At 30.4% G+C, this 21,049-nt stretch carries 20 protein-coding genes and 2 rRNA genes; 13 read left to right on the forward strand and 9 right to left on the reverse strand.

Going from position 1 to position 21,049, the window contains the following annotated elements; translation table 11 throughout:
- A 23S ribosomal RNA gene (locus CPJCM30710_RS07315) occupies window positions 1–77 on the forward strand; the annotation flags it as partial.
- Window positions 78–132: 55 nt separating this feature from the next.
- A 5S ribosomal RNA gene (gene rrf, locus CPJCM30710_RS07320) occupies window positions 133–250 on the forward strand.
- A gap of 143 nt (window positions 251–393) precedes the next feature.
- Here rrf and CPJCM30710_RS07325 read toward each other — a convergent pair.
- The 3 genes from CPJCM30710_RS07325 to CPJCM30710_RS07335 form a co-directional block, all read right to left on the reverse strand.
- The gene (locus tag CPJCM30710_RS07325) at window positions 394–1,572 is read right to left on the reverse strand and encodes a cation diffusion facilitator family transporter (RefSeq protein ID WP_212903521.1); all 1,179 of its coding nucleotides are present in this window, start codon (window positions 1,570–1,572) and stop codon (window positions 394–396) included.
- Window positions 1,573–1,987: 415 nt separating this feature from the next.
- Window positions 1,988–2,302, reverse strand: a complete 315-nt coding sequence (locus CPJCM30710_RS07330) for a hypothetical protein (protein ID WP_212903522.1) — start codon at window positions 2,300–2,302, stop codon at window positions 1,988–1,990.
- Between the two features lie 133 nt (window positions 2,303–2,435).
- Window positions 2,436–3,200, reverse strand: a complete 765-nt coding sequence (locus CPJCM30710_RS07335; RefSeq protein ID WP_212903523.1) for a hypothetical protein — start codon at window positions 3,198–3,200, stop codon at window positions 2,436–2,438.
- A gap of 222 nt (window positions 3,201–3,422) precedes the next feature.
- Here CPJCM30710_RS07335 and CPJCM30710_RS07340 point away from each other — a divergent pair, with 222 nt between their 5' ends.
- The 5 genes from CPJCM30710_RS07340 to CPJCM30710_RS07360 all read left to right on the forward strand — a co-directional run bounded on the left by CPJCM30710_RS07340 (window position 3,423) and on the right by CPJCM30710_RS07360 (window position 8,797).
- Window positions 3,423–3,839 carry an acyl-CoA thioesterase gene (locus CPJCM30710_RS07340; protein ID WP_212903524.1) on the forward strand — a complete coding sequence of 139 codons (417 nt, stop codon included), beginning with the start codon at window positions 3,423–3,425 and terminating at the stop codon, window positions 3,837–3,839.
- Between the two features lie 225 nt (window positions 3,840–4,064).
- On the forward strand, window positions 4,065–5,414 hold the full coding sequence (locus CPJCM30710_RS07345) for a 6-phospho-beta-glucosidase (protein ID WP_212903525.1): 1,350 nt from the start codon (window positions 4,065–4,067) through the stop codon (window positions 5,412–5,414).
- Between the two features lie 74 nt (window positions 5,415–5,488).
- Window positions 5,489–5,755, forward strand: a complete 267-nt coding sequence (locus tag CPJCM30710_RS07350; protein ID WP_212903526.1) for a zinc ribbon domain-containing protein — start codon at window positions 5,489–5,491, stop codon at window positions 5,753–5,755.
- A gap of 96 nt (window positions 5,756–5,851) precedes the next feature.
- Entirely contained in the window at window positions 5,852–6,511 is a 660-nt protein-coding gene (locus CPJCM30710_RS07355; RefSeq protein WP_212903527.1) for an HAD family hydrolase, read from the forward strand.
- A gap of 543 nt (window positions 6,512–7,054) precedes the next feature.
- Window positions 7,055–8,797, forward strand: a complete 1,743-nt coding sequence (locus CPJCM30710_RS07360; RefSeq protein WP_212903528.1) for a PocR ligand-binding domain-containing protein — start codon at window positions 7,055–7,057, stop codon at window positions 8,795–8,797.
- 451 nt (window positions 8,798–9,248) lie between these two features.
- Here the strand turns inward: CPJCM30710_RS07360 and rpiB are convergent, their stop codons facing one another.
- Both rpiB and CPJCM30710_RS07370 read right to left on the reverse strand, forming a co-directional pair.
- Complete coding sequence (gene rpiB, locus CPJCM30710_RS07365) at window positions 9,249–9,737, reverse strand: ribose 5-phosphate isomerase B (protein ID WP_407644978.1); 489 nt, start codon at window positions 9,735–9,737, stop codon at window positions 9,249–9,251.
- A gap of 229 nt (window positions 9,738–9,966) precedes the next feature.
- Window positions 9,967–11,214, reverse strand: coding sequence for an MFS transporter (locus tag CPJCM30710_RS07370; protein ID WP_212903529.1), 1,248 nt, complete (start codon window positions 11,212–11,214; stop codon window positions 9,967–9,969).
- Window positions 11,215–11,551: 337 nt separating this feature from the next.
- Here CPJCM30710_RS07370 and CPJCM30710_RS07375 point away from each other — a divergent pair, with 337 nt between their 5' ends.
- From CPJCM30710_RS07375 to CPJCM30710_RS07390, 4 genes are all read left to right on the forward strand, one after another.
- Window positions 11,552–12,643: a glycerol dehydrogenase gene (locus CPJCM30710_RS07375; RefSeq protein WP_212903530.1), complete on the forward strand. Its 1,092-nt coding sequence runs from the start codon at window positions 11,552–11,554 to the stop codon at window positions 12,641–12,643.
- Between the two features lie 108 nt (window positions 12,644–12,751).
- On the forward strand, window positions 12,752–13,165 hold the full coding sequence (gene mntA / locus CPJCM30710_RS07380; RefSeq protein ID WP_246503488.1) for a type VII toxin-antitoxin system MntA family adenylyltransferase antitoxin: 414 nt from the start codon (window positions 12,752–12,754) through the stop codon (window positions 13,163–13,165).
- The gene (locus CPJCM30710_RS07385; protein ID WP_212903531.1) at window positions 13,162–13,584 is read left to right on the forward strand and encodes a HepT-like ribonuclease domain-containing protein; all 423 of its coding nucleotides are present in this window, start codon (window positions 13,162–13,164) and stop codon (window positions 13,582–13,584) included. The genes mntA and CPJCM30710_RS07385 overlap by 4 nt, the downstream gene beginning before the upstream one ends.
- Before the next feature lie 67 nt (window positions 13,585–13,651).
- The gene (locus CPJCM30710_RS07390; RefSeq protein WP_212903532.1) at window positions 13,652–14,608 is read left to right on the forward strand and encodes an alpha/beta fold hydrolase; all 957 of its coding nucleotides are present in this window, start codon (window positions 13,652–13,654) and stop codon (window positions 14,606–14,608) included.
- Between the two features lie 91 nt (window positions 14,609–14,699).
- Here the strand turns inward: CPJCM30710_RS07390 and CPJCM30710_RS07395 are convergent, their stop codons facing one another.
- On the reverse strand, window positions 14,700–15,632 hold the full coding sequence (locus tag CPJCM30710_RS07395) for an exonuclease domain-containing protein (protein WP_212903533.1): 933 nt from the start codon (window positions 15,630–15,632) through the stop codon (window positions 14,700–14,702).
- A gap of 466 nt (window positions 15,633–16,098) precedes the next feature.
- On the opposite strand from CPJCM30710_RS07395, the gene CPJCM30710_RS07400 reads away from it, so the two are divergent.
- Window positions 16,099–16,299, forward strand: coding sequence for a cold-shock protein (locus tag CPJCM30710_RS07400; RefSeq protein WP_212903534.1), 201 nt, complete (start codon window positions 16,099–16,101; stop codon window positions 16,297–16,299).
- Between the two features lie 206 nt (window positions 16,300–16,505).
- On the opposite strand, the gene CPJCM30710_RS07405 is transcribed toward CPJCM30710_RS07400, so the two are convergent.
- The gene (locus tag CPJCM30710_RS07405) at window positions 16,506–16,997 is read right to left on the reverse strand and encodes a CarD family transcriptional regulator (protein ID WP_246503492.1); all 492 of its coding nucleotides are present in this window, start codon (window positions 16,995–16,997) and stop codon (window positions 16,506–16,508) included.
- Between the two features lie 299 nt (window positions 16,998–17,296).
- Complete coding sequence (locus CPJCM30710_RS18050) at window positions 17,297–18,484, reverse strand: 3D domain-containing protein (RefSeq protein ID WP_281413961.1); 1,188 nt, start codon at window positions 18,482–18,484, stop codon at window positions 17,297–17,299.
- A 330-nt stretch (window positions 18,485–18,814) separates the two neighbouring features.
- Here CPJCM30710_RS18050 and CPJCM30710_RS07415 point away from each other — a divergent pair, with 330 nt between their 5' ends.
- A complete protein-coding gene (locus tag CPJCM30710_RS07415) occupies window positions 18,815–19,651 on the forward strand; it encodes a DUF434 domain-containing protein (RefSeq protein ID WP_308442612.1) in 837 nt (278 codons plus the stop codon).
- 185 nt (window positions 19,652–19,836) lie between these two features.
- Here CPJCM30710_RS07415 and CPJCM30710_RS07420 read toward each other — a convergent pair whose 3' ends face one another.
- Window positions 19,837–20,886, reverse strand: a complete 1,050-nt coding sequence (locus CPJCM30710_RS07420) for a 3D domain-containing protein (protein ID WP_212903536.1) — start codon at window positions 20,884–20,886, stop codon at window positions 19,837–19,839.
- Window positions 20,887–21,049: the final 163 nt, after the last annotated feature.

The raw sequence follows: 21,049 nt of genomic DNA on the forward strand, positions 1-21,049 counted from the left end.
CAAGGTTGATAGGTCAGAGGTGTAAGCATGGTAACATGTTGAGCTGACTGATACTAATAGGTCGAGGGCTTGACCAATAAAAAGGCTAAAACTTATGTGCAATTTTGATGGAACAAAAATTTCATCAACAAATCTGGTGATGATGCTTTTAGAGGATACACCCGTTCCCATACCGAACACGATGGTTAAGCTCTAAGAGGCCGATGGTACTGCACGGGCGACTGTGTGGGAGAGTAGGAGGTTGCCAGGTAAAAAGCCCCGCAGCATTGCTGCGAGGCTTTTTTATTTTGTGCTGTCATTCTCACATAAAATCAAATCTATCTAAAACTGAGCAGGTTGATACCTGCTCAGTTTTATTTTACTAGTACACATTTAGATATTCATATCTTTTTTCTACATAAAGTCAGTATCTACTGTAATAATACAGTTATAATTAGGATGGATAGCTTTTATATCCTGTGTAATTTGTTCTTTAAGCTTTTGCTCTGTCATTATCTTATTTAATTGCGTTGGATTTACTACTATATCAAAAATAAGGTTTTTATTTTCTCCATCTCCTACAACTCTAAAGTCATGCATAGATTTTATAAGAGGATTATATTTTATTATCTTTTCAACCTCTGCCCTATAAGGATTTATTTCTTTACAATCTATACATACTGGATCCATATGAATTACTAGATATATACCAAGTTTTTCAGAAATTTCTCTTTCTGCTTTATCAATTATATCGTGAATTTTCATTATATCAATATCTGCTGGAATCTCAGCATGTATGGAAGCCATATGTTTCCCATGGCCATAATTATGTATTATTAAGTCATGAATTCCTGTTATAGGTTCATACTCTAGAGTACTTTTCTTTATTTTTTCAACTAATTCTGGATCTGGTGCTTCTCCCAAAAGAGGACTAACTGTTTCTTTTACTAATGAATACCCTGAGTAAAGTATTGCTAATGCTACTAAAATACCTATATAACCATCCAATGGTAAGGTTGTGAATTTAGGAAGTAATAATGATAACGCTACACAACTTGAAGTTACAACATCTCCTAAGGCATCGAAGGAGGCTGCTTTCAAGGCAGAAGAGTTTATAATCTTAGATATATATTTGTTAAATCTGCTTAACCAAAATTTCAATAGTATAGATACTAATATAAGAAGAAAAGGAACAAGCTCAAAGGAGATTGGTTCTGGGTTAATTATTCTTTCAAAAGAAGACTTAACAAATTCGAAGCCAACAAGTATAACCATGAAGGATACTATAAGAGCAGATATATATTCTATTCTTCCATGACCAAATGGATGCTCCTCATCTGCAGGTTTATTAGACATTCTTAAACCTACTATAGTTATTATAGAAGAAGCAGCATCAGATAAGTTATTAAATGCATCAGCCATTACTGCAATGCTACCAACTATAAGTCCTACTAGAAGCTTTATAGAAAAAAGTGCTATATTTACTACTATACCTACTATACCAGCAAGTAAGCCGTAGGATTGCCTTGTATTTTTATTTTCTGTATCATTACTATTTTTCACAAATCGTTTTACTAGAAGTTTAGATAACATAAAAATACTTCCTTTCTTCAAGAGACGTTAGGTTTCATGTTTTTTTATTACTGATTTGCATTAAACTAATATGAACCTAATATAAATTAATATTAAATAAATATAGGTGATATATTTATTATTGTGGACGACAGAAATGAATCATTTATATGATTATCATACCCACATAATTTATTCAATAGACGCAAAAGTACCTTTGTTTAAGTAATATTATTAATTATTCTAACGTCTTCATGTATGTGAAGGCGTTTTTAATTATATATATGGAACTACTAATATAGATGATTTGTTTCATTGAGGACTAATGAATATCTTTAAATAACTAGATAAGCCTTATGATTTTTTAAGATCATAAGGCTTATAATATTAATAAATATTTATAATTAAAACGAGTAATTATATATAACATATCACATTATTCTGCAGACTGGTCCAGTTCAGGTGCTTTGTTATTACTATTATGATTTTTTGTGTTATCGCAACAATTTGCTTTTTTGTTACCCCTAAACATCATTGGTAGCATTGCAATCATCATTAATGGACATAAAAATGGTAATATCGTTGTTATTACACTTCCAGTACTAGGACTAAATTTTGTTATCAGTGGTAAAAGTCCTACAATAACTATAGGTAATCCACAACAAATAACCATATGCAGGATATGCTTTAGTGGGCTATGGCTATGATTATGAGTTCCTCGCTTCTCGTTGTTTTTTCCATGACAGTTCATACTTACCCCTCCAATAAAATTTTTAATAATTTATAATCAAGTATCTTTTAAATACATTCTATATTACTTATATAGAGAATATATGGAGAAACATTCTTTAAACTAAATTATCTTCCCATCATATAGACCACTATCACTTTAGGGTAGTGTGACTATTGATGTCATATCCACTTAATCCGATAAGAATAAGGGCAGGTGTGTAGAATATCCATGTCAAATATGAAGCTACTGTTCTGTATATGCTGGGGCTAAATAGTAAGTTCATTCCAACAGTTAAATCACATAGAAGAAAGAAAGTCATTCCTAATGCAGCAAAAAGGGCGTTGATAGTAGGAAAGTATCTAATTTTAAGGCTAGCCCATGCAGTAAAGAACGAACATCCAAGCAAAAGTTGATAAGTTAACAGAACATATAATATTGGTTTTGAATTTATATGAGGATAGAGAATATATCTAAATAATGTTCCTAAAATAATCAGAATAAATATTCCAGTAATGATAAAACGTAACCTATCAGATATCTTTGAATTTATTAAGAATTCTTTAAATCCAGTTCCATTACGTAAGATTAAAAGAGTTTGAACAATTCCAAATGTTAATATACCTAATACAGCATTGCCTATAAAGAAGTTAAAATCTGCAAAAAAGACAAGAATAAATATAAAGGTTAGTCTTCGGGTGTCCCTTTTGTTAATCCCATCTCTGCCTATTATACATACAAGAAGTGTGCAAAGAAAAGATACGAGTAATTTTATTCGGGATGAATTTAGTGAAACAGGATCATTGATATCGTAGGTATTAAAAATGAAACCAGACCAATCTAATATGATAAAGAGGCTGCTTAAAATAGCTATAAGAGTGAGAATACTAAAAACAAGATACTTTTTTTTTCGTTGCATAAAAATCTCCCTATTATAATATTTGTATATAAATATTGAGGTGTTTTTAAAATATGATGAATTTTTAAGTTAAATAAAAAATTCAGTTCATCTAATAATATTTGCGCACTATGCTAAAAGAATGCAATTTAGTATAATAAAGTAACAGAAGTTCTGAAAATAATGCTACAAATAACAAAGAAAAGCTTATGAACTGGTTTTAATAGGAGGAGAATATTTAAAATGTATATAAATGAAACAAAGTTAAAGGTAAGATACGTAGAAACTGACCAGATGGGGATAGTCCATCACTCAAATTACTATGCTTGGTTTGAGGTTGGAAGAACGGAATTTATAAAAGAATCAGGTATTTCTTATAAAGAAATGGAAGCGCACAATGTTCTTATGCCACTTGTTGAGAGCAGATGTAAGTATATTATAGGCGCAAATTATGAGGACATAGTAATAATAAAAACATGGATAGAAGAACTAAATGGTGCTAAGGCTGTATTTAGCTATGAGGTTATAAGAGAAGAAGATAATGCACAGCTAGCAAAGGGAAGTACCACTCATGCTTTTGTAAATAAAGAATTTAAAATTATAAACCTTAAAAGGAAGAATCCAGAGATATGGAGTAGTATAGAAAAACTTTTCAGGTAAGCTTTTAAAAATATCCCGTTACATAAAAAGTAGCGGGATATTTTTTACTTTTAACTGTTATTTTTCATAGAGTTCTTCTAAAACTGTATTGATACAGTTGCAATTTCTGATAATTGTACCATAGGTTATACAATAATATAATTATCTTGTGGGTATAAAAAGGGAATTGGTTATAAGTTGTAAAAATAACCAATGATTAAAAAATTCATTTATGGGAGGACTAATATGAAAAAGGATAGAATCAAAATAGTTACTATTGGAGGAGGATCTAGCTATACTCCAGAATTAATAGAAGGGTATATAAAAAGAAAGGACGAGCTTCCGATAAGAGAAATTTGGCTTGTAGATATTGAAGAAGGAAAAGAAAAGTTAGAAATAGTGGGAAATTTAGCTAAGCGTATGGTTGAAAAGGCAGGATTAGATTGGGAGGTTCATCTAACATTAGATAGAAGAGAAGCATTAAAGGATGCTGACTTTGTATCTACTCAGTTCCGTGTGGGATTATTAGATGCTAGAATTAAAGATGAACGTATTCCTTTAAGTCATGGAATATTAGGACAAGAAACTAATGGTGCTGGTGGAATGTTCAAAGCTTTTAGAACGATACCTGTAATTCTTGATATAGTTAATGATATGAAAGAGTTATGTCCAGATGCATGGCTTGTTAACTTTACAAATCCATCAGGAATGGTAACAGAAGCAGTACTTAAATATGGTAATTTTGAAAAAGTAGTTGGATTATGCAATGTTCCAATAAATCATATGATGAGTGAGTCAAAGCTGCTTGGAAAAGATCCTGAAGAATTATATTTCCAATTTGCAGGGTTGAATCATCTTCATTGGCATAAGGTATATGATAAAGAAGGTGATGATGTAACTTCTTTAGTTATGGAGAAGATATTCAGTAGTGAAAATAGTGAAATGGAAAATATTAAATTTATTCCATTCTTCCAAGAACAAATTCGTGATTTAGAAATGTTACCTTGTGGTTATCATAGATATTACTATCTAACTAATGACATGTTACAAAAGGAATTAGAAGAGTTTGAAAAGAATGCAACTCGTGCAGAAACAGTTAAGAAAGTCGAAGCAGAATTATTTGAGATATATAAAAATCCAGATTTAAAAGAAAAACCAGAGCAATTAAGCCAACGTGGAGGTACTCATTATTCAGATGCTGCCTGTGAGCTTATTAATTCAATTTACAATGATAAGAGAAGCACTATGGTAGTAAGTACTAGAAACAATGGAGCTTTAGCTGATTTACCGTATGATTGTGCTGTTGAAGTAAGTAGTATTATAACAGCGGGTGGTCCAAGACCAAACAATTTTGGGAAATTCAAGCCAGCTCAGCGTGGATTAGTTCAAGTTATGAAAGCAATGGAAGAGATAACAATTGAAGCGGCCGTTACTGGTGATTATGGTAAAGCATTACAAGCGTTCACGATTAACCCACTAGTACCTTCAGGAGACATTGCAAGAACATTGCTAAATGAAATGCTAGTAGCTCATAAGAAGCATTTGCCACAGTTCAAGGAAGTAATAGAGAAAATCGAAAATGGTGAATTGAAGTAAGCAATTGCAAAGGAAAGTCTTTAGGACTTTCTTTTGCATTTTGAAGATAAATTAGCTAAAATTTATCCATAATATTGCGGAACACTCAACCTTCTTTAAGGTGGAGATGGATAGCAATTTACTATCCTTCAAGTCAACTTTGCTGTAATTGTGGGTTTAAAAATGAAGAAGTTAAAAATCTAAATATTAGAGCATGGGAATGTCCAAACTGCAAAACTAAGCGCCATAGAGATATAAATTCAGCTATAAATATAAAAAGAGTAGGGTTGGTACAATCCGATTTTAAGCCTGTGGAGATAGTAGGTTACGAGGTCTTTGAAACAGGAAGTTCCTACTTCTAAAGTAGGAGTGGTTCACGCGGTTACATAACATGTAAGATATATAGTATAATTAATGTATATTATATATTAACAAATGTATTTTATTGGAGGAAGTAAATGAGCAAAGTAGAACTTGTAATTTTTGATATGGATGGATTAATGTTTGATACAGAAACCCTTGCAAAGAGAGCATGGCAGGAAACTGGTAAAATATATAATTATGATATTTCACAAGAATTTCTTTTAGGATTGCTTGGAATGAATAAAAAATCCATTGCAGAAGAGTTTAGAAAAGAATTTGGTGAAAATTTTCCTTTTGATGAGATCTATATTGAACAGGGGAAATGTGTTAGTAGGATTATTGAAGAAGAAGGATTAGGAGTTAAGGAAGGACTTCGTGAGCTGCTTGATTATTTGACCGAGAAGAAGATAAAGAAGGCTGTAGCAACTTCAAGTATTAGAGAAAGAGCTGAGAAATTACTTTCTATTGCTGGTGTATTAGATAAATATGATAGAGTTATATGTGGAGATGAAGTTACAAAAGGTAAACCAGATCCAGAGATTTTCGTGACTGTATGTAAAAAATTGGATGTAGATCCTGCAAATGCAATTGTACTTGAAGATTCGGAAAGAGGATTAGAGGCTGCCGTTGCTGGTGGAATTAGATGTATTATGGTTCCGGATCTAGTTGAACCTTCTGAAAAACATACAAAATTAGCTCATTCAAAGGTTAAGAACTTAATAGAAGTTATCAATTTAACTGATCTTTTTTCATAAGGTTGTACAAGCTTATGGGAAAATTATTTTAAAAGACGTCAATTAGAGCTATCTAAGTTTGTTAGACAGCTCTAATTTTCTGTTATTTCACAAAGTAAAATCTGACTCAAGTATAGATATACAACTTCATAACTAAATTGTCTAACGGTTGAAGTTAAGTATATTTAATAGACTGGATGCTTTATAACTTTATCAATATTTATAAGAAGAATGTGAGCTTGAATTTACCCCCTTTGGAAAAGTATTTATATTTGGGGAAAAACTATGTTTATATACTAAAATAGTGGAATTATATAAAAATGTAATATATAATTAATGTGAATAAATGTTTAGGTTTACATAAATTTTAATGAAAACTTTAAATAGCAATATAATTATTAAAAACGAAATACTTTTATAGTAGAAAAGCGATAGATATAACTATTGAATATAGATATTATTTTTACTCTATTTTGATTTGTTGTCATTTAACAAAGTGAAATCTGGCTAAAGTTAAATAGACTATGCTTATTAAGTTTTATTTATGAAGGGTGGATGAAGGTTTTGGCAAAATGGGTTTTGGGTGAGCTTGTCAATGTAAGTGCGCTACAAGCAATGGCAGATCATCTTTACGCTATATCAGCAGTTCCTATTGGGATAATCGATTCGAATGATAATGTTCTTGTTAACGTTGGTTGGCAGGATATCTGTTCTAAATTTCATAGGAATCATCCTGTGGCAAGTGAGCGCTGTAGAATAAGTGACGAGTATATTAAGAAGTATCTCCATGAAGGGCATTATGTGGAGTATAAGTGTCTTAATAATCTGAGGGATGTTGCCTTACCAATCATTGTTTCAGGTGAACATATTGCTACTTTGTTTGTAGGTCAATTTTTTTATGAAGATGAAGTTCTTGATATTGAATATTTCAGGAAACAGGCCACTGAGCTTGGGTTTGATGAAGAAGAGTATCTTTCAGCACTTTCACGTATACCTGTCTTTTCAAGGGAAAAGATTAACCACATTATGGAGTATTATAAAGGACTTGTAACCACGTTGGTTGAAAGCAGTATGGCAAGAATTAAACAAATAGAAGCTGATGAGAAATTACGTAAAAATGAAGTAAGGATGCGTAACCTTTTACAATCAATGAGAGACACTGTATTTGTAATAGATGAGGAAGGAACCTTTGTTGAATGTTATCAATCGTCAGATATGATACTTTATGCTACACCAGAAGTATTTCTAGGACAAAAATATGAAAAAATTCTGCCGCCTGAGGTATCAATTCTTTTTACTAATGTAATAACTAGGCTTAAAGAGGGAGAGGTCGTGGAGCCTTTTGATTATTCACTTAAAATAGGAGATGAAATTTTATGGTATTCAGCTCAAGTTAGTAAAGTGAAAGAAGAAGGAAAAAAAACAGGCGAAATTATTGTGGTAGTTCGGGATATTACAGACAAAAAGAAATATGAAAAGGAATTATTGAAGGCAAAAAGTGAGGCAGAAGCTGTAAACAATATGAAAAACACTTTTATAGCCAACATGAGCCATGAATTAAGGACACCAATAAATGTGATTTTAAGTGCAATACAGCTTTTTGAATTAAACTTAAAAAATAGTTTGGATATCAACTCATATAATAGTAGTAAGCATATTAAAGCAATGAAGCAAAATTGCCATAGGTTATTAAGGATTATTAATAATCAGATTGATGTTACTAAAATAGAAGCAGGATTTATGAATTTGAATCCGAGGGATATGAACGTAGTAAGTATAGTAGAGGATATAACTTTATCTGTAGCTGAATATGCAAAGGCCAAGGGTTTATATGTTCAGTTTGATACAGAAATTGAAGAAAAAGTAATGGCTTTAGATCCAGACAAACTGGAAAGGATAATACTAAATTTACTCTCTAATGCTATTAAGTTTACAGATAAAAATGGAAATATATTTGTAAATATTTATGACAAGGAGACAAGTATCTTAATTTCCATTAAAGATACTGGTATTGGTATACCATCCGATAAAGTAAATAAAATTCTTGAAAGATTTATTCAGGTTGAAAATACATTAATAAAAAGTCATGAAGGCAGTGGTATTGGACTTTCCATAGTTAAGTCTTTTGTTGAGATGCACGGCGGTACAATTACTGTATTGAGTGAATTAGGTGTTGGAAGTGAATTTTTAATTGAGCTTCCAGTAACGACGGTACATAAACAATGTAATGAACATTGTATTATTCCAAGAAGTACTCAAGACTATGTAGAAATGCTTAATATTGAATTCTCTGATATATATTATTGATACATATTGATATAAGATTATCAATTATAATTTAGTATCTGCCAAACATAGTTAAAACTGTTAAAAACGGAGAAAAAGTAAGTTGGTAATGTTTACTTAAGGGTGTCGAGTGTAAAAATTCTGACTTTTCAGCATTGCGTGAATGTTGATAAAATAGTAAAATTAAGGTGCATAATTTATACCCCAATTATAAAGTTTAAGTATATTTACTTAAAAGCATTTTTATTACAAAATATTGTACAAGAATTGAAGCAAAGAGGCTTGAGAAATATTCTCGAGCCTTATTTTATTTTTTATAAAATAGCTTTTATTCGTTGTATACAGGAACAAAAAAGACGTTCTCATATATATGAGGACGTCTTTTTTTCATTCTTTATAAAAGTAATAAACAATAACATTATCTAATTTAATATGACATTGATATCTGAAATACTATTGTTAATAAGATAGCTTAAATCTCAGACAATTTTTTTAAATGTTTTTCAGATATTTCAGTTACCTTATCAACACGTTTCTTATATTTTTCAATATCACTAAGAAAATCAGTAGTTAACCACACATTTATAGTTTCAAGGGCTATCGCTGAACCGATTATTTTTGCACCAATGCAAAGAACGTTAGTATTAGAGTGTGAACGTGCTAATTGTGCACAGAATGGATCTTGGCAGACTGCTGCGTATAAGCCGTGTATTTTGTTTGCAATTAAAGCACTACCGTAACCTACTCCGTCGATAAAAATTCCACGATCAGCTTTTCCTTCTGCAACAGCTAATGCTGCAGGGTAAATAAAATCTGGTAAATCAGCAGCCTCTTCATTGTAAGTTCCAAAATCTTGAACCTCATGTCCTTTGCTTTCTAAAAATGCTTTTACCTCTTCTTTTAAGGCGAATCCAGCATGATCATTTGCAACAGCAATTTTCATTTTCTTACGTACCTCCATTTAATTATATTTTAGAAAGTTAAATGTAATATTTGAGCTTTTCTATATAACAAATATTTTTCTCTTCATATGAATACTTTCGGCCTTTTACAGGTTTTTCTTGCTTAGGTAGAAGTATGAAGAGAAATAATAATAATTCTAGTCTATATTTTTTAAATCGTCAAGATATTCTGATAATCTTTAGAAAAGTGAAAATAATAATATGCAGTATAAATTTACTTCTTGCTTATCAGTGTGAATAATTTGCGGATTTTAATTTTATAGACAAAATTGTAGTAGTTATACCAACGACCACTGAGAAGAATACAAGAGGTAAAAATCCTAACTTGTCGGTAGCCAACCCAGCAAAATAGTTAGCAAAAGATAATGGAAATAATATAATTGTATTTAAGATCATGCAATCAATTCTATTTTCTTCTTCAACGACATCAATGAGATAATTAACATAACCAAGCCATCCACCTGCTTTTGCCCCAGCAAGTGTTGATACAATACACATTATTGGAAAGGTCATCACATAGGGATTAATTAAAATACATAAAAAGGTTACAGCTGATATTATTAAGCCTGTTATCTCTACAGCAAGTATAACCTGTTTATTCCCGAATCTATGACTTATATTTCCCCAAAGAATACCACCAAGCATGCCTCCAATTACTTGAAATACTACAAGTGTTGAGAGTTTGTAGGAATCAAAACCTAAATTATCTTTTGAAAGCAGAATTATAAAAGGTATAATCAAATCTCCGAATCTTGATATTGACTGAATTATATTCATGTTTCTATAATTTATGTTTTTCTTTAGATAACTAGGTAGTGTCAAAAAATACTTCATTATCATTACTTTTTCACATTGTATATTTTTAGGAGTATCTTTAACTGGTACTATAGCTAGAGCTGAACAAAGGAGTACTAATCCGCCAAGAGCAAATATTATAAGGTATTTTATATTGTTAGGTAATATATTATTATCCAATAAAAGCTTGATTATATAACCTGCAATAAGAGACGCGATACCACCAATAAACTGCTGATAACCATGGAGTTTGCCTCTAAGGTCTCCGGGTATGGTTCTTCCAAATACATCTGACCAAGCTATCCCAGCAATTCCGTTTATGCCCCAAAAGATACAGTACATTAGTAGAAAGATAAAGAATACTATTAAGGGATCTTTTACTATTAAAAAAACTGGTATCATTAGCAAAGGCAGCGGTCTGTGTATGAGCATAACAATACGAAGAAGACGTGATACGTCTTTTACTTGGGAAATATAAGGTCCGAGTAATAATTTGGGTAGCAGTTTTGCAACAGTTAAAAGAGCTATAGTTAACCCAAGCAGCTGCATGCTGCCAGTATAAGTATCTACAAATATTGGGACCACCGTATTTTCCCCTAAAAATGATATACCAAAAAAGAATAGTGAACCCTCAAGTGTCATGAGTGTGAAATTTCTATTATATGCCCTTGTTATATACATATCCAATTCTCCTAATTCAAAGTAATAAGTATAAAAATTGATTTGGTAATGTTTACAGTTAGTTACATTAATTATAAGCTAAACTGCAATTATGATAAATGTCTTTATTTCATATGTATATGGTATTATTTCTTTTTTATTAGATGCATAAATGAGAGAGTTTATAAACATATCTTATTATTCAGATAGTTTCATCAAAGTTTTTTTGTATAAATTCATAGATGAATTTAGTAATAAAGAAGTTGATTCTTATAAATTCAAATGTTGAGAAAATATATTCAGAGGCATATATGAGTGGTAAAATATTAATTAGAAGATTTTACAAGGAGGGCAAAAGATGATAAGAGCTATTATTTCACCAAGTAAATATGTACAGGGTTCAGGTATATTAACAAATTTTAAAGACTATGTTGATAAATTAGGTAACTCTTTTTTTGTTATATCAGATGCCTGGTTTTTTAATCAAGCAGTGGAAAAGATTGAACAAGGAGTTCAAGGAAGTAACATTGAAGTAATATTTGAAAAGTTTAATAGTGAATGTTCAAGAATTGAGATTGATAGACTGGTAGAGCTTTCAAACAAAAATAATTGTAACGTTATAGTCGGTATAGGTGGAGGGAAAACTTTAGACATAGCTAAAGCAGTTGCTTACTATGCTAAAATGCCAGTGGTTATAGTACCAACTATAGCGTCAACAGATGCTCCATGTAGTTCACTTTCAGCTATATATACAGAAAAAGGAGTGTTTAGTGAATATCTCGTGCTGTCACAAAGCCCTAACGTGGTTATAGTTGATACAGACATAATTGCAAAAGCACCAGTAAGATTCTTAGCGGCTGGTATGGGAGATGCACTTTCAACTTACTTTGAAGTAAGAGCATGTCTTAGAGCTAATGGAAAAACTATGGCTGGCTACCAAACAACAAAAGCAGCTATAGCTCTTGCAGAACTTTGTTATAGTGTTCTTTTAGAAGACGGAGTAAAAGCAAAAATTTCAGCTGAAAGAGGAGTTGTTACTAAAGCTCTTGAAAATATAGTTGAGGCAAATATCTATTTAAGCGGAATAGGTTTTGAAAGCGGTGGACTAGCTGCAGCACACGCTATTCATAATGGCCTTACCGTACTTGAAGAAATGAATCACATATCTCATGGGGAAAAAGTGGCTTTTGCAACAATAGTTCAATTAGTTCTTGAAAACAGCCCAATGGAAGAAATTGAAGAAGTAATAAATTTCTGCTTAAGCGTAGGGCTCCCAACAACATTAGAAGATATGGGGATAAAAACTATAATAGAAGAAGATATAATGAAAGCAGCAGTAGCTTCTTGTGCAGAAGGGAATTCCATGAAGAATATGCCATTTAGGGTTGTTCCGGAAGATGTTTATGCTGCAATATTAGCTGCTGATACATTAGGTAAACAATTTAAATAAATTTGTGCAAATACAGTTAAGGGAGTTAAATGATATACTATTACCAAAATAGGTAATACTTTAATAATATATAAAAATGGAATTAATATAAGAAGGTAGGTTTTTATTGTGAATAATTCGCAATTGTTGATTTTAGGAAAGCTAAAGTCAGATGAATTTATAAAATTTATTGAGGGCCTAAAAGTAAATACTGTCTTAATTTTTGGTAGTACTATAACTGATGTATTTAATGAAGATTCAGATGTTGATATAGCAGTTCTATCAAGTGAAAAACTAAAACTCAATGATATATTAAACTTAGAATTATTCTTAGAAGAAATGTTAAATAGACCTATTGATGTAGTTGATTTAAATAGCACAAATTTAGATTTGTTTGTAAAAATAACTATACTAAATACAGCTAAAGTTGTATATACAAATGATAATAATAAAAGTTTAGAAGAAATGATAGATAGAGTAGAAATAAATTATAGAGAAAATGAAAATTTCTTTTACTATAGGAGGTTAGATTTATTATCATGAATGAAGAGCGATTATTAAAAATAGTAGAAGATATGTCTGAGTCTATAAAAAATCTACAAGATTGTAAAGAGGTTTTAAGGTGTAGTCCAGAAAATAAGACAACTATATTTATTGAGTTTGGATTAAAGCAAATTTTTGTAGGTTTTTTCATTACAGTTGAAAGTTTAACTTCCATAATATTAAAGGAATTAAAAGAATTTAAAATAGGTATAGATATGAAGGATTCATTATCAATACTGAAGAATAATGGTGTTATTAATTCAGAGATACACGTCTTTTTAAATGTGGCTAGGTTACTTAGAAATAGAATATCTCATAGATACAAGGAACCGTCTAGGGAGGAATTATTAGAGTTTATTGAAAATAATAATGATAATTTTTTTAAGGTTTTAGAATTGGCAAAGGGTTATATAAAGTAGAGATTAAGAGAATGATAATCATAAAGCTGTAGTGCTTTATAATATTACAAATGAGAATGAGGAATGTATGATTAGTAATTTTAAATTTAAAGATAGTCAGGGAATATGTATAAATACTTATAAATGGGAACCAGATAGCTCAAAAAAAATAAAAGGCATAGTACAGATATCTCATGGAATGACAGAAAAAGCTATCAGATTTAGTAACTTTGCTGAAAAGCTTGCTGGTGAAGGATATATTGTCTATGCTAACGATCATAGAGGACATGGATTAACTGCAGCTAGCAAAGAGGATTTAGGATATATTGAAGATGATGATGGATTTAACTGTATGATTAGAGATATGCATGAACTTACCGAAATCATAAAGCATCAACATGAAGGAATGCCTATAATACTATTTGGTCACAGTATGGGGGCTTTTTTAAGCCAGGGATATGCTCAGGTTTGTGGTGATGATATAGATGCTCTTGTATTATCAGGAACAACTGGGAATCCCCCTATACTTACAAGATTAGGAATTTTGGTTGCGAAGTATGAAGTTATATCAAAAGGAAGAAGAAACAGAAGTAAATTAATAAAAAAGTTGTCCTTTGAAAGCTATAATAATAAATTCAAACCTACAAGAACATCTGCTGATTGGCTCTCAACAGTAAGGGAAGAGGTAGATAAATTTATTGAAGATGATTATTGTGGATTTACATGTACATCATCATTTTATTATGATTTTTTGAGAGGTCTTATAAACATATATAAAAAGAAAAATCTTGAAAAATTGCCAAAAGAGATGCCAGTATTAGTTTTTGGAGGTGACCGGGACGCTTTTGGAGGTTTTGGAAAAGGTATAAAAGATTTATATAAAATATTTAAAACTTACGGGTTAATAGATGTTCAATTCAAGCTATATAAAAATGGTAGGCATGAGATGTTACATGAGTATAATAAAGATGAAGTTATTGATGATATATTAAGTTGGCTGGATCAGAAAACACTGTTATTAAATGAGAAAAAATCAATAAAATAAACAAGTAATTAAGATTTGATAAAGTTATACATAATATGTGAAAAAGCAGTTGAGAAGGCAGTATCAACTGCTTTTTATATATCTGTATAAATCATTTTAGTATTGTTAAAAGTGTTTCCTCTGTTAAAAATTCAATGGATTGACCTTTTTGTATTAATTCTGATGCTTTTTTTAATTTACTACTCATTTGATGTGGCTTTAATAAATCGATATTTTTTACTCCAGTAATCAAGATGTTAGTATTTTTTGTAACTGAACTTCCTACGGTACCACCAAGTTTTTTTATTAAAACTATTGCATCAATTCTAGACATAGTAGATAGTGGTCCAGTAAAGACAATAACCTTATTTTTAAAATAATCAGTTTTAGAAGAGTAGCATGAGTTGTTTATTTTTGATGACTTCGCAGGTGTATTTATTCTTTCAGATGTAACTCCGCTTCCTAAAGTTCCTGCTGATGTATAGCTTCTTTCAAAAACTTTACCTATCTTTACTCCAACTAATTTTGTTAATTCTTTAATAGTATTTACTTCTAATTCTTCTCCAATTTTTAATAATATGTTTGCAGCGGCACTTGCATCAGCACTAGCATGATGGTGCTTAAATTCATATCCTAAATGATTATTTACAGTGTTTAATTTAGCATTATCTAAATAAGGAAAGAAGTTCCTAGACATTACCATAGTACAGCAATAATTAAAATTAGGATACTGTAAGTTATATAAATCTAATGTCTTTCTTAACACACTGATATCAAAAGAAGCATTGTGTGCAATTACAAGGGTATTATCAAAATAAGGCAGAAGTTCATCCCATAGCTCATGAAATTCTTTGGCATTTACTACGTCTTCTTCTCTAATACCGTGTATCCAAATATTCATAGGAGCAAATCTCATTTCTTTTGGTTTTATTAACCAATACTTCTCTTCTACTATTTCATTATTTTTTATAACTGTTATACCCAATGAACAAGGGCTATTTCTTTTTTCATTAGCTGTTTCAAAATCTATTGCAACGAAATCCATTATATCCTCCAAAATTGTTATATAAGTTATTTTTTGTTTTAAGATATTTTAGCATTTAGCTATGTTTAAGTATAGGTTTTTTATATAAATAGCGCAAAAACCTCCGTTGTTTGTCTCAGCGGTAGTTCACAAGTACCTATAACTGTGACTATAATAATAATTAAATTACAAAAAAAGTTCGTATATTAATGGGAGATTGATGGAATATTAGAAGTAGAAACAAATATTAAAATGTAGTAAGAGTTGATATGTCTTATCAGTAAAATGGATTATAGGTAAAAAATATATTGCTATATGTTTAAGGGTATGATACCATAAATAAGTAAGTAGTATGTATTGATATCTATAATTCACATTTTATCAGGGATTATATTTTGAATGATATATAGTTCGTGATAGTATGTGTTTTTTTGCTTTTATAGAGGTATTAACTAACATATTATAGTAATTTTTTGGAGGTTTTTTTATGAATCAAGGAACAATTAAATGGTTTAACGCAGAAAAAGGATTTGGATTTATCGAAGTTGAGGGTGGAAAAGATGTATTTGTACATTTCTCAGCAATTAAGGGAGAAGGATATAGATCTCTTGAAGAAGGTCAAAAAGTTAGCTTCGATATTGTAGAAGGTAATCGTGGACCACAAGCTGAAAACGTGGTTATACTATAAATAATAACAACAAAAAAAGCTGTTGACATCATGTCAATAGCTTTTTTGTTTAATAGGATTTATTGATGCAATTAAAGAGAAAAAAGAGAAAAAGGAGAAAAAGGAGAAAAAGGAGAAAAAGGAGAAAAAAAGAAAAACAAGGCTTCATCTTATAATATAATAAAGTATAAAATGAAATCTTGAAAAAAGACTTTACAAGGATAGTATTAATTTAAACTGTCATTTAACAAATCATCAGCTTGGTTTTCAGTGATTCCTTTGATTAAGGCCATTTCCCCAACTAAAATTTTTCGGGCAGTGCTTAACATTTGTTTTTCACTAGTATTCAGCGGTTTTTTGCTATTTAGAAGCAGCAAATCATGTACTACTTCGAAACCTTCTTTTAATCTGCCAGTTCTTATTTTATCCATGTTAATCTGATATCTTTCTTTATGTGTTAGTGATTCATTTGTATATAATTCTTTACCTTGAAAATTGAGTAATACATCCTCAAGAGTAGGAGAATCAACAACTAAACGTATCCCCGTATTTAATATTTTTTCCGACGGGATCATCACTTGCATCTTATTACTTAGTATATGTATTAAATAGTATGTTTGTTTTGTTCCTGAAATTTCTTTTTCCTCTATTCCTTTAATTATACCGGCACCTTGCATTGGATAAACAATTTTATCACCGATTTGAAACAAATAATCCACCTCCATTAAGATAGGATACATATTTAAAAATAGCACATATCTAAGGATAACACATATTGATAAATTTATCAAATTTTTAATGATATCATAAATTAAATATTTATGTCAATAGTTTTTTTTGAGTAATATTTTGGTTTTCGGGTAAAATAAAGGGTGGAATTTGTTTTCCTATATGTTATACGGCTATAGGGGTGCTAGGTGTTGATTATAAGCCAGCTTCTAGATTTGCTCTCATTTTAGAAAGTAAAATGTAAATAAAGCTGAGTAGGGATCGAGCCTACTCAGCTTTAGGTAGTTGTTTAGTTTAATATACGGACAGTTACAGATCTTCTTCCCCAATTTATCGCTTCAGACTGGGATGGAAAATATACATCTATGATATTTCCTTTAATAGCACTACCAGTATCATTTGCAACAGCATAGCCGTATCCTTCCACATAAACTTTAGATCCTAGTGGTATAACTCTAGGGTCTACAGCTATAGTACTATATCCATTTGGATCTCTTTTGGTTGGAACTCCTAATGCTGTAATACCATCTAATGAATATGCAGTTGCTTCCATTTGCATTACTTTCGAGTAGGAAATGGAGTTTTGTGTACCACGAGATATGATACTACTTGTAGAGTTTGTATTATTATTGCTGTTATTATTAGTAGTATTGTTATCGTTAGAAGCTAACATTTTCTCCTTTTCAGCAGCTGCAGCTAGTTCTTTTTCCCTAGCTAGCTGTTTTTCTTTTTCAGCAGTTGCGGCTAATTCTTTTTCTCTAGCTAGTTGTTTTTCTTTTTCAGCAGTTGCAGCTAATTCTTTTTCTCTAGTTAGTTGTTTTTCTTTTTCAGCAGCTTCTGCTAATTCTTTTGCCTTTTTTGCAGCTATTAATTCTTTTTCTTTTTGAGTTATTTTATCAAGAAGATCTTTTTGTTCGTTTATATCATTATTCAATTTTACTAAAATGCTTTCATTACTTTCCTTTAAAGATACCAATTTAGCATTCTCATAATTTAATTCTTCTTTTTGTTTTAATATAGCTTTTTTTCGTTCTTTTGCTTTAGCAATAATATCTTTATCCATTTCGATTACTTTTGTGATCATATTTAATCTTGATACAAAATCACTTAAACTATTGGATGATAAAATCATTCCAATATATGTATTATTTACATCATTTTTATACACAGCTCTTAGTCTTGTATTCAACAATTCTTCATGCGCTTTTGAGTCATTTTCTGCAGCTTCTAATTTAATCTGTGTATTTTTAATATCTCTAGCAATTGCATTCATATTTTTTTTGTTGGTATCAATTTTCTTTAGTACAGCATCAATTTCCTTGTCCAATTGTTGGGCTTTTGCCTGTACATCTTTTTTCGTATCTTGAGTTTGCTTTAATTCAGTTGATTCCTCAGTGCTTGATGCAGCAAAAGCATTACAATTTATAGTGATACTTAACACTAGCATCAGAATACCAAATAACGCTTTTTTATTCAATTTATATTCCTCCTTGGATTAAATATCAACTTATTTTTATACTTTGAATTTATTGATAAATATTATTATAACATAAAATACACTGAAATTGCACAAAATGTGGAAATTGGGTTATGAAGGAAAGGAAACTATAGTAATTTAGAGATAATTACGACAAATGTTTATCGTGATTTTAAACTTGTATAGACTAGTATGGATTTTGGGTATTATAAAATAAGTCTGAAAGTTATTTTATTTTTAATATTAATTTAATGGTAAGTAAACACTTAATACAAAAAAATTATCTTAATAATAAATACGAATATTTAAAGCTTTAAGAGGGTGCATTAATTGAGTTTTGATGAAAAATATTTTTTAAATAATAAAATAGGAAGTCAAATAGATGAAGTATGGAAATTAGAAGAACAAAAGAATGAGGATAAATGCAATTGTGAAATATCAACAAGAAGAGTAGCAAGAAGGGGCTTTAATATAGAAGATGATAAGTGGTTTTCAGAAGAATCTGTTTCTAAAATGCAGATTGCCCAAGAGGAAATAGAATGGCTTCTTAATAGAGGCTATAATGTAAATGCAGTTATGGATCTTGTTGGTGGAAAATATCAGTTTTCAGCACGTCAAAGGGATGCATTAAAGCGTTCAACAAGTATAAAAGATAAATATGAAAAACGAAACTTAACTCTTCTTCCATATTTAGCTGTAAAAGATGGAATCATATATATAGATGGATTCAATTTAATTATAACTCTAGAAGTTGCTCTTTCAGGGGGAACATTGATACTTGGAAATGATGGAACCATAAGAGATCTAGCAGGGCTGAGAGGTACTTATCGTCTTATCGATAAGACTGATAAATCCCTTGAGTTGATTGGAAAAATGTTTAATGAGCTTAAAGCACCACATGTAAGGTTTTTTCTTGATGCTCCAGTTTCAAATTCTGGTAGGCTTAAAACTAGAATACTGCAGCATGGGGAGTGTTGGAATTTTGCAACAGAGGTTGAGCTGGTACCAAATGCAGATCCTATTTTGGCTAAAATGGAGAGAGTTGTAACTACTGACTCTATAATACTTGATGAGTGTATAAGTTGGTTCAATATTTCAAGAAAAATAATAAATGATTATATAAAGGATGCAAAGATAGTAAATTTAAGTGTCAAGAAAGATAATTAATATGCTAAAGATGATCCACATGTGGAGACTATTTGCTGTAATTTTACTTCGTGGAATGATAATAAACAATAAGAACAAAAAGCTGTTGACATCATATCAACAGCTTTTTCTTAGATAAGGTCCCTTAAATACAGTTAAATAAAAATTTTAGATAGATATAGAGTGCTAGAAGTAAGCTTCTAGCTTTACTTGTTTAGTATATAAACATTCACAGATCTTCTTCCCCAAGCTAGTGCTTCAGAGTTTGATGTTAAAAACAGATCTATTATATTCCCTTTAATAGCTCCACCAGTATCTTCTGCAATAGCATAACCGTATCCTTCTACATAAACCTTGGATCCTAGTGGTATAACTCTAGGGTCTACAGCTATAGTACTATAGCCATCTGGATTTCTTTTTGTTACAGCTCCTGATGCTGTAATACCATGGTCAGAATATGCAGTTGCTTCCATACGTAGTACCTTTGAATATGAAATGGAGTTTGATGCACCACGAGATATAATACTACTTGTAGAGTTTGTATTATTATTGCTGTTATTATTACTACTATTATTACTACTATTATTACTGCTATTATTACTGCTATTATTATTAGAAGCTAACTCTTTTGCTTTTTCAGCAGCTATTAATTCATTTTCTTTTGCAGTTACTTTATCAAGAAGGTTTTTTTGTTCTTTTATATCATTACTCAATTTAGCTAGAGTACTTTCATTGCTTGACTTTAAAGATTCTAATTTACTATTCTCATAATTTAAGTCTTCTTTTTGCTTTAATATAGCTTGTTGTTGTTCTTTTGCTTTAGCAATAATATTTTTATCCATCTCTATTACTTTTGTAATCATGTTTACTCTTGATGTAAAATCACTTAAACTGCTGGATGATAAAATTATTTCAAGATATTTATTCTTCACATCACTTTTATACATAGCTCTCAGTCTTGTTTTTGACAATTCTTCATGTGCTTTTAGATCGGTTTCTGCGGATTCTAATTTAATTTGTGTATTTTTAATATTTTCAGCAATTATATTCATATCCTTTTTGTTGCTATCAATTTTCTTTAATACTTCATCAATTTCTTTGTCCAATTCTTGAACCTTTGCCTGTATATCTTTTTTAGCATCTTGAGTTTGCTCTAATTCAGTTGATTGAGCAGTGTTTGGCGCAGCAAAAGCATTACAATTTATAGTGACAGTTAATGTTAACATCATAATAGCAAATAACGCTTTTTTATTCAATTTATCGTCCTCCTTGGATTAGATATTGATTTGTTTTCATATCTAAATTTATAAACAATTACCATTATACCATAATATGTCAAAATGCTATAGGAATTTTTGGAAAAAGATTTAGAAGAAGGAAAACTTTAGTGGTTTATAGATAAGCATGGAAACGTTTGTA

Source organism: Clostridium polyendosporum (assembly GCF_018332455.1).
GTDB classification, from domain to species: domain Bacteria; phylum Bacillota; class Clostridia; order Clostridiales; family Clostridiaceae; genus Clostridium_AY; species Clostridium_AY polyendosporum.

Coding starts and splice junctions, on each gene's coding strand:
- CPJCM30710_RS07375 (WP_212903530.1), top strand. CDS start 11,552: ATGATAAGAGCTATTATTTCACCAAGTAAATATGTACAGGGTTCAGGT.
- CPJCM30710_RS07325 (WP_212903521.1), bottom strand. CDS start 1,572: ATGTTATCTAAACTTCTAGTAAAACGATTTGTGAAAAATAGTAATGAT.
- CPJCM30710_RS07355 (WP_212903527.1), top strand. CDS start 5,852: ATGAGCAAAGTAGAACTTGTAATTTTTGATATGGATGGATTAATGTTT.
- CPJCM30710_RS07340 (WP_212903524.1), top strand. CDS start 3,423: ATGTATATAAATGAAACAAAGTTAAAGGTAAGATACGTAGAAACTGAC.
- CPJCM30710_RS07395 (WP_212903533.1), bottom strand. CDS start 15,632: ATGGATTTCGTTGCAATAGATTTTGAAACAGCTAATGAAAAAAGAAAT.
- CPJCM30710_RS07390 (WP_212903532.1), top strand. CDS start 13,652: ATGATTAGTAATTTTAAATTTAAAGATAGTCAGGGAATATGTATAAAT.
- CPJCM30710_RS07345 (WP_212903525.1), top strand. CDS start 4,065: ATGAAAAAGGATAGAATCAAAATAGTTACTATTGGAGGAGGATCTAGC.
- CPJCM30710_RS07335 (WP_212903523.1), bottom strand. CDS start 3,200: ATGCAACGAAAAAAAAAGTATCTTGTTTTTAGTATTCTCACTCTTATA.
- CPJCM30710_RS07385 (WP_212903531.1), top strand. CDS start 13,162: ATGAATGAAGAGCGATTATTAAAAATAGTAGAAGATATGTCTGAGTCT.
- CPJCM30710_RS07400 (WP_212903534.1), top strand. CDS start 16,099: ATGAATCAAGGAACAATTAAATGGTTTAACGCAGAAAAAGGATTTGGA.
- CPJCM30710_RS07330 (WP_212903522.1), bottom strand. CDS start 2,302: ATGAACTGTCATGGAAAAAACAACGAGAAGCGAGGAACTCATAATCAT.
- CPJCM30710_RS07370 (WP_212903529.1), bottom strand. CDS start 11,214: ATGTATATAACAAGGGCATATAATAGAAATTTCACACTCATGACACTT.
- rpiB (WP_407644978.1), bottom strand. CDS start 9,737: ATGGAGGTACGTAAGAAAATGAAAATTGCTGTTGCAAATGATCATGCT.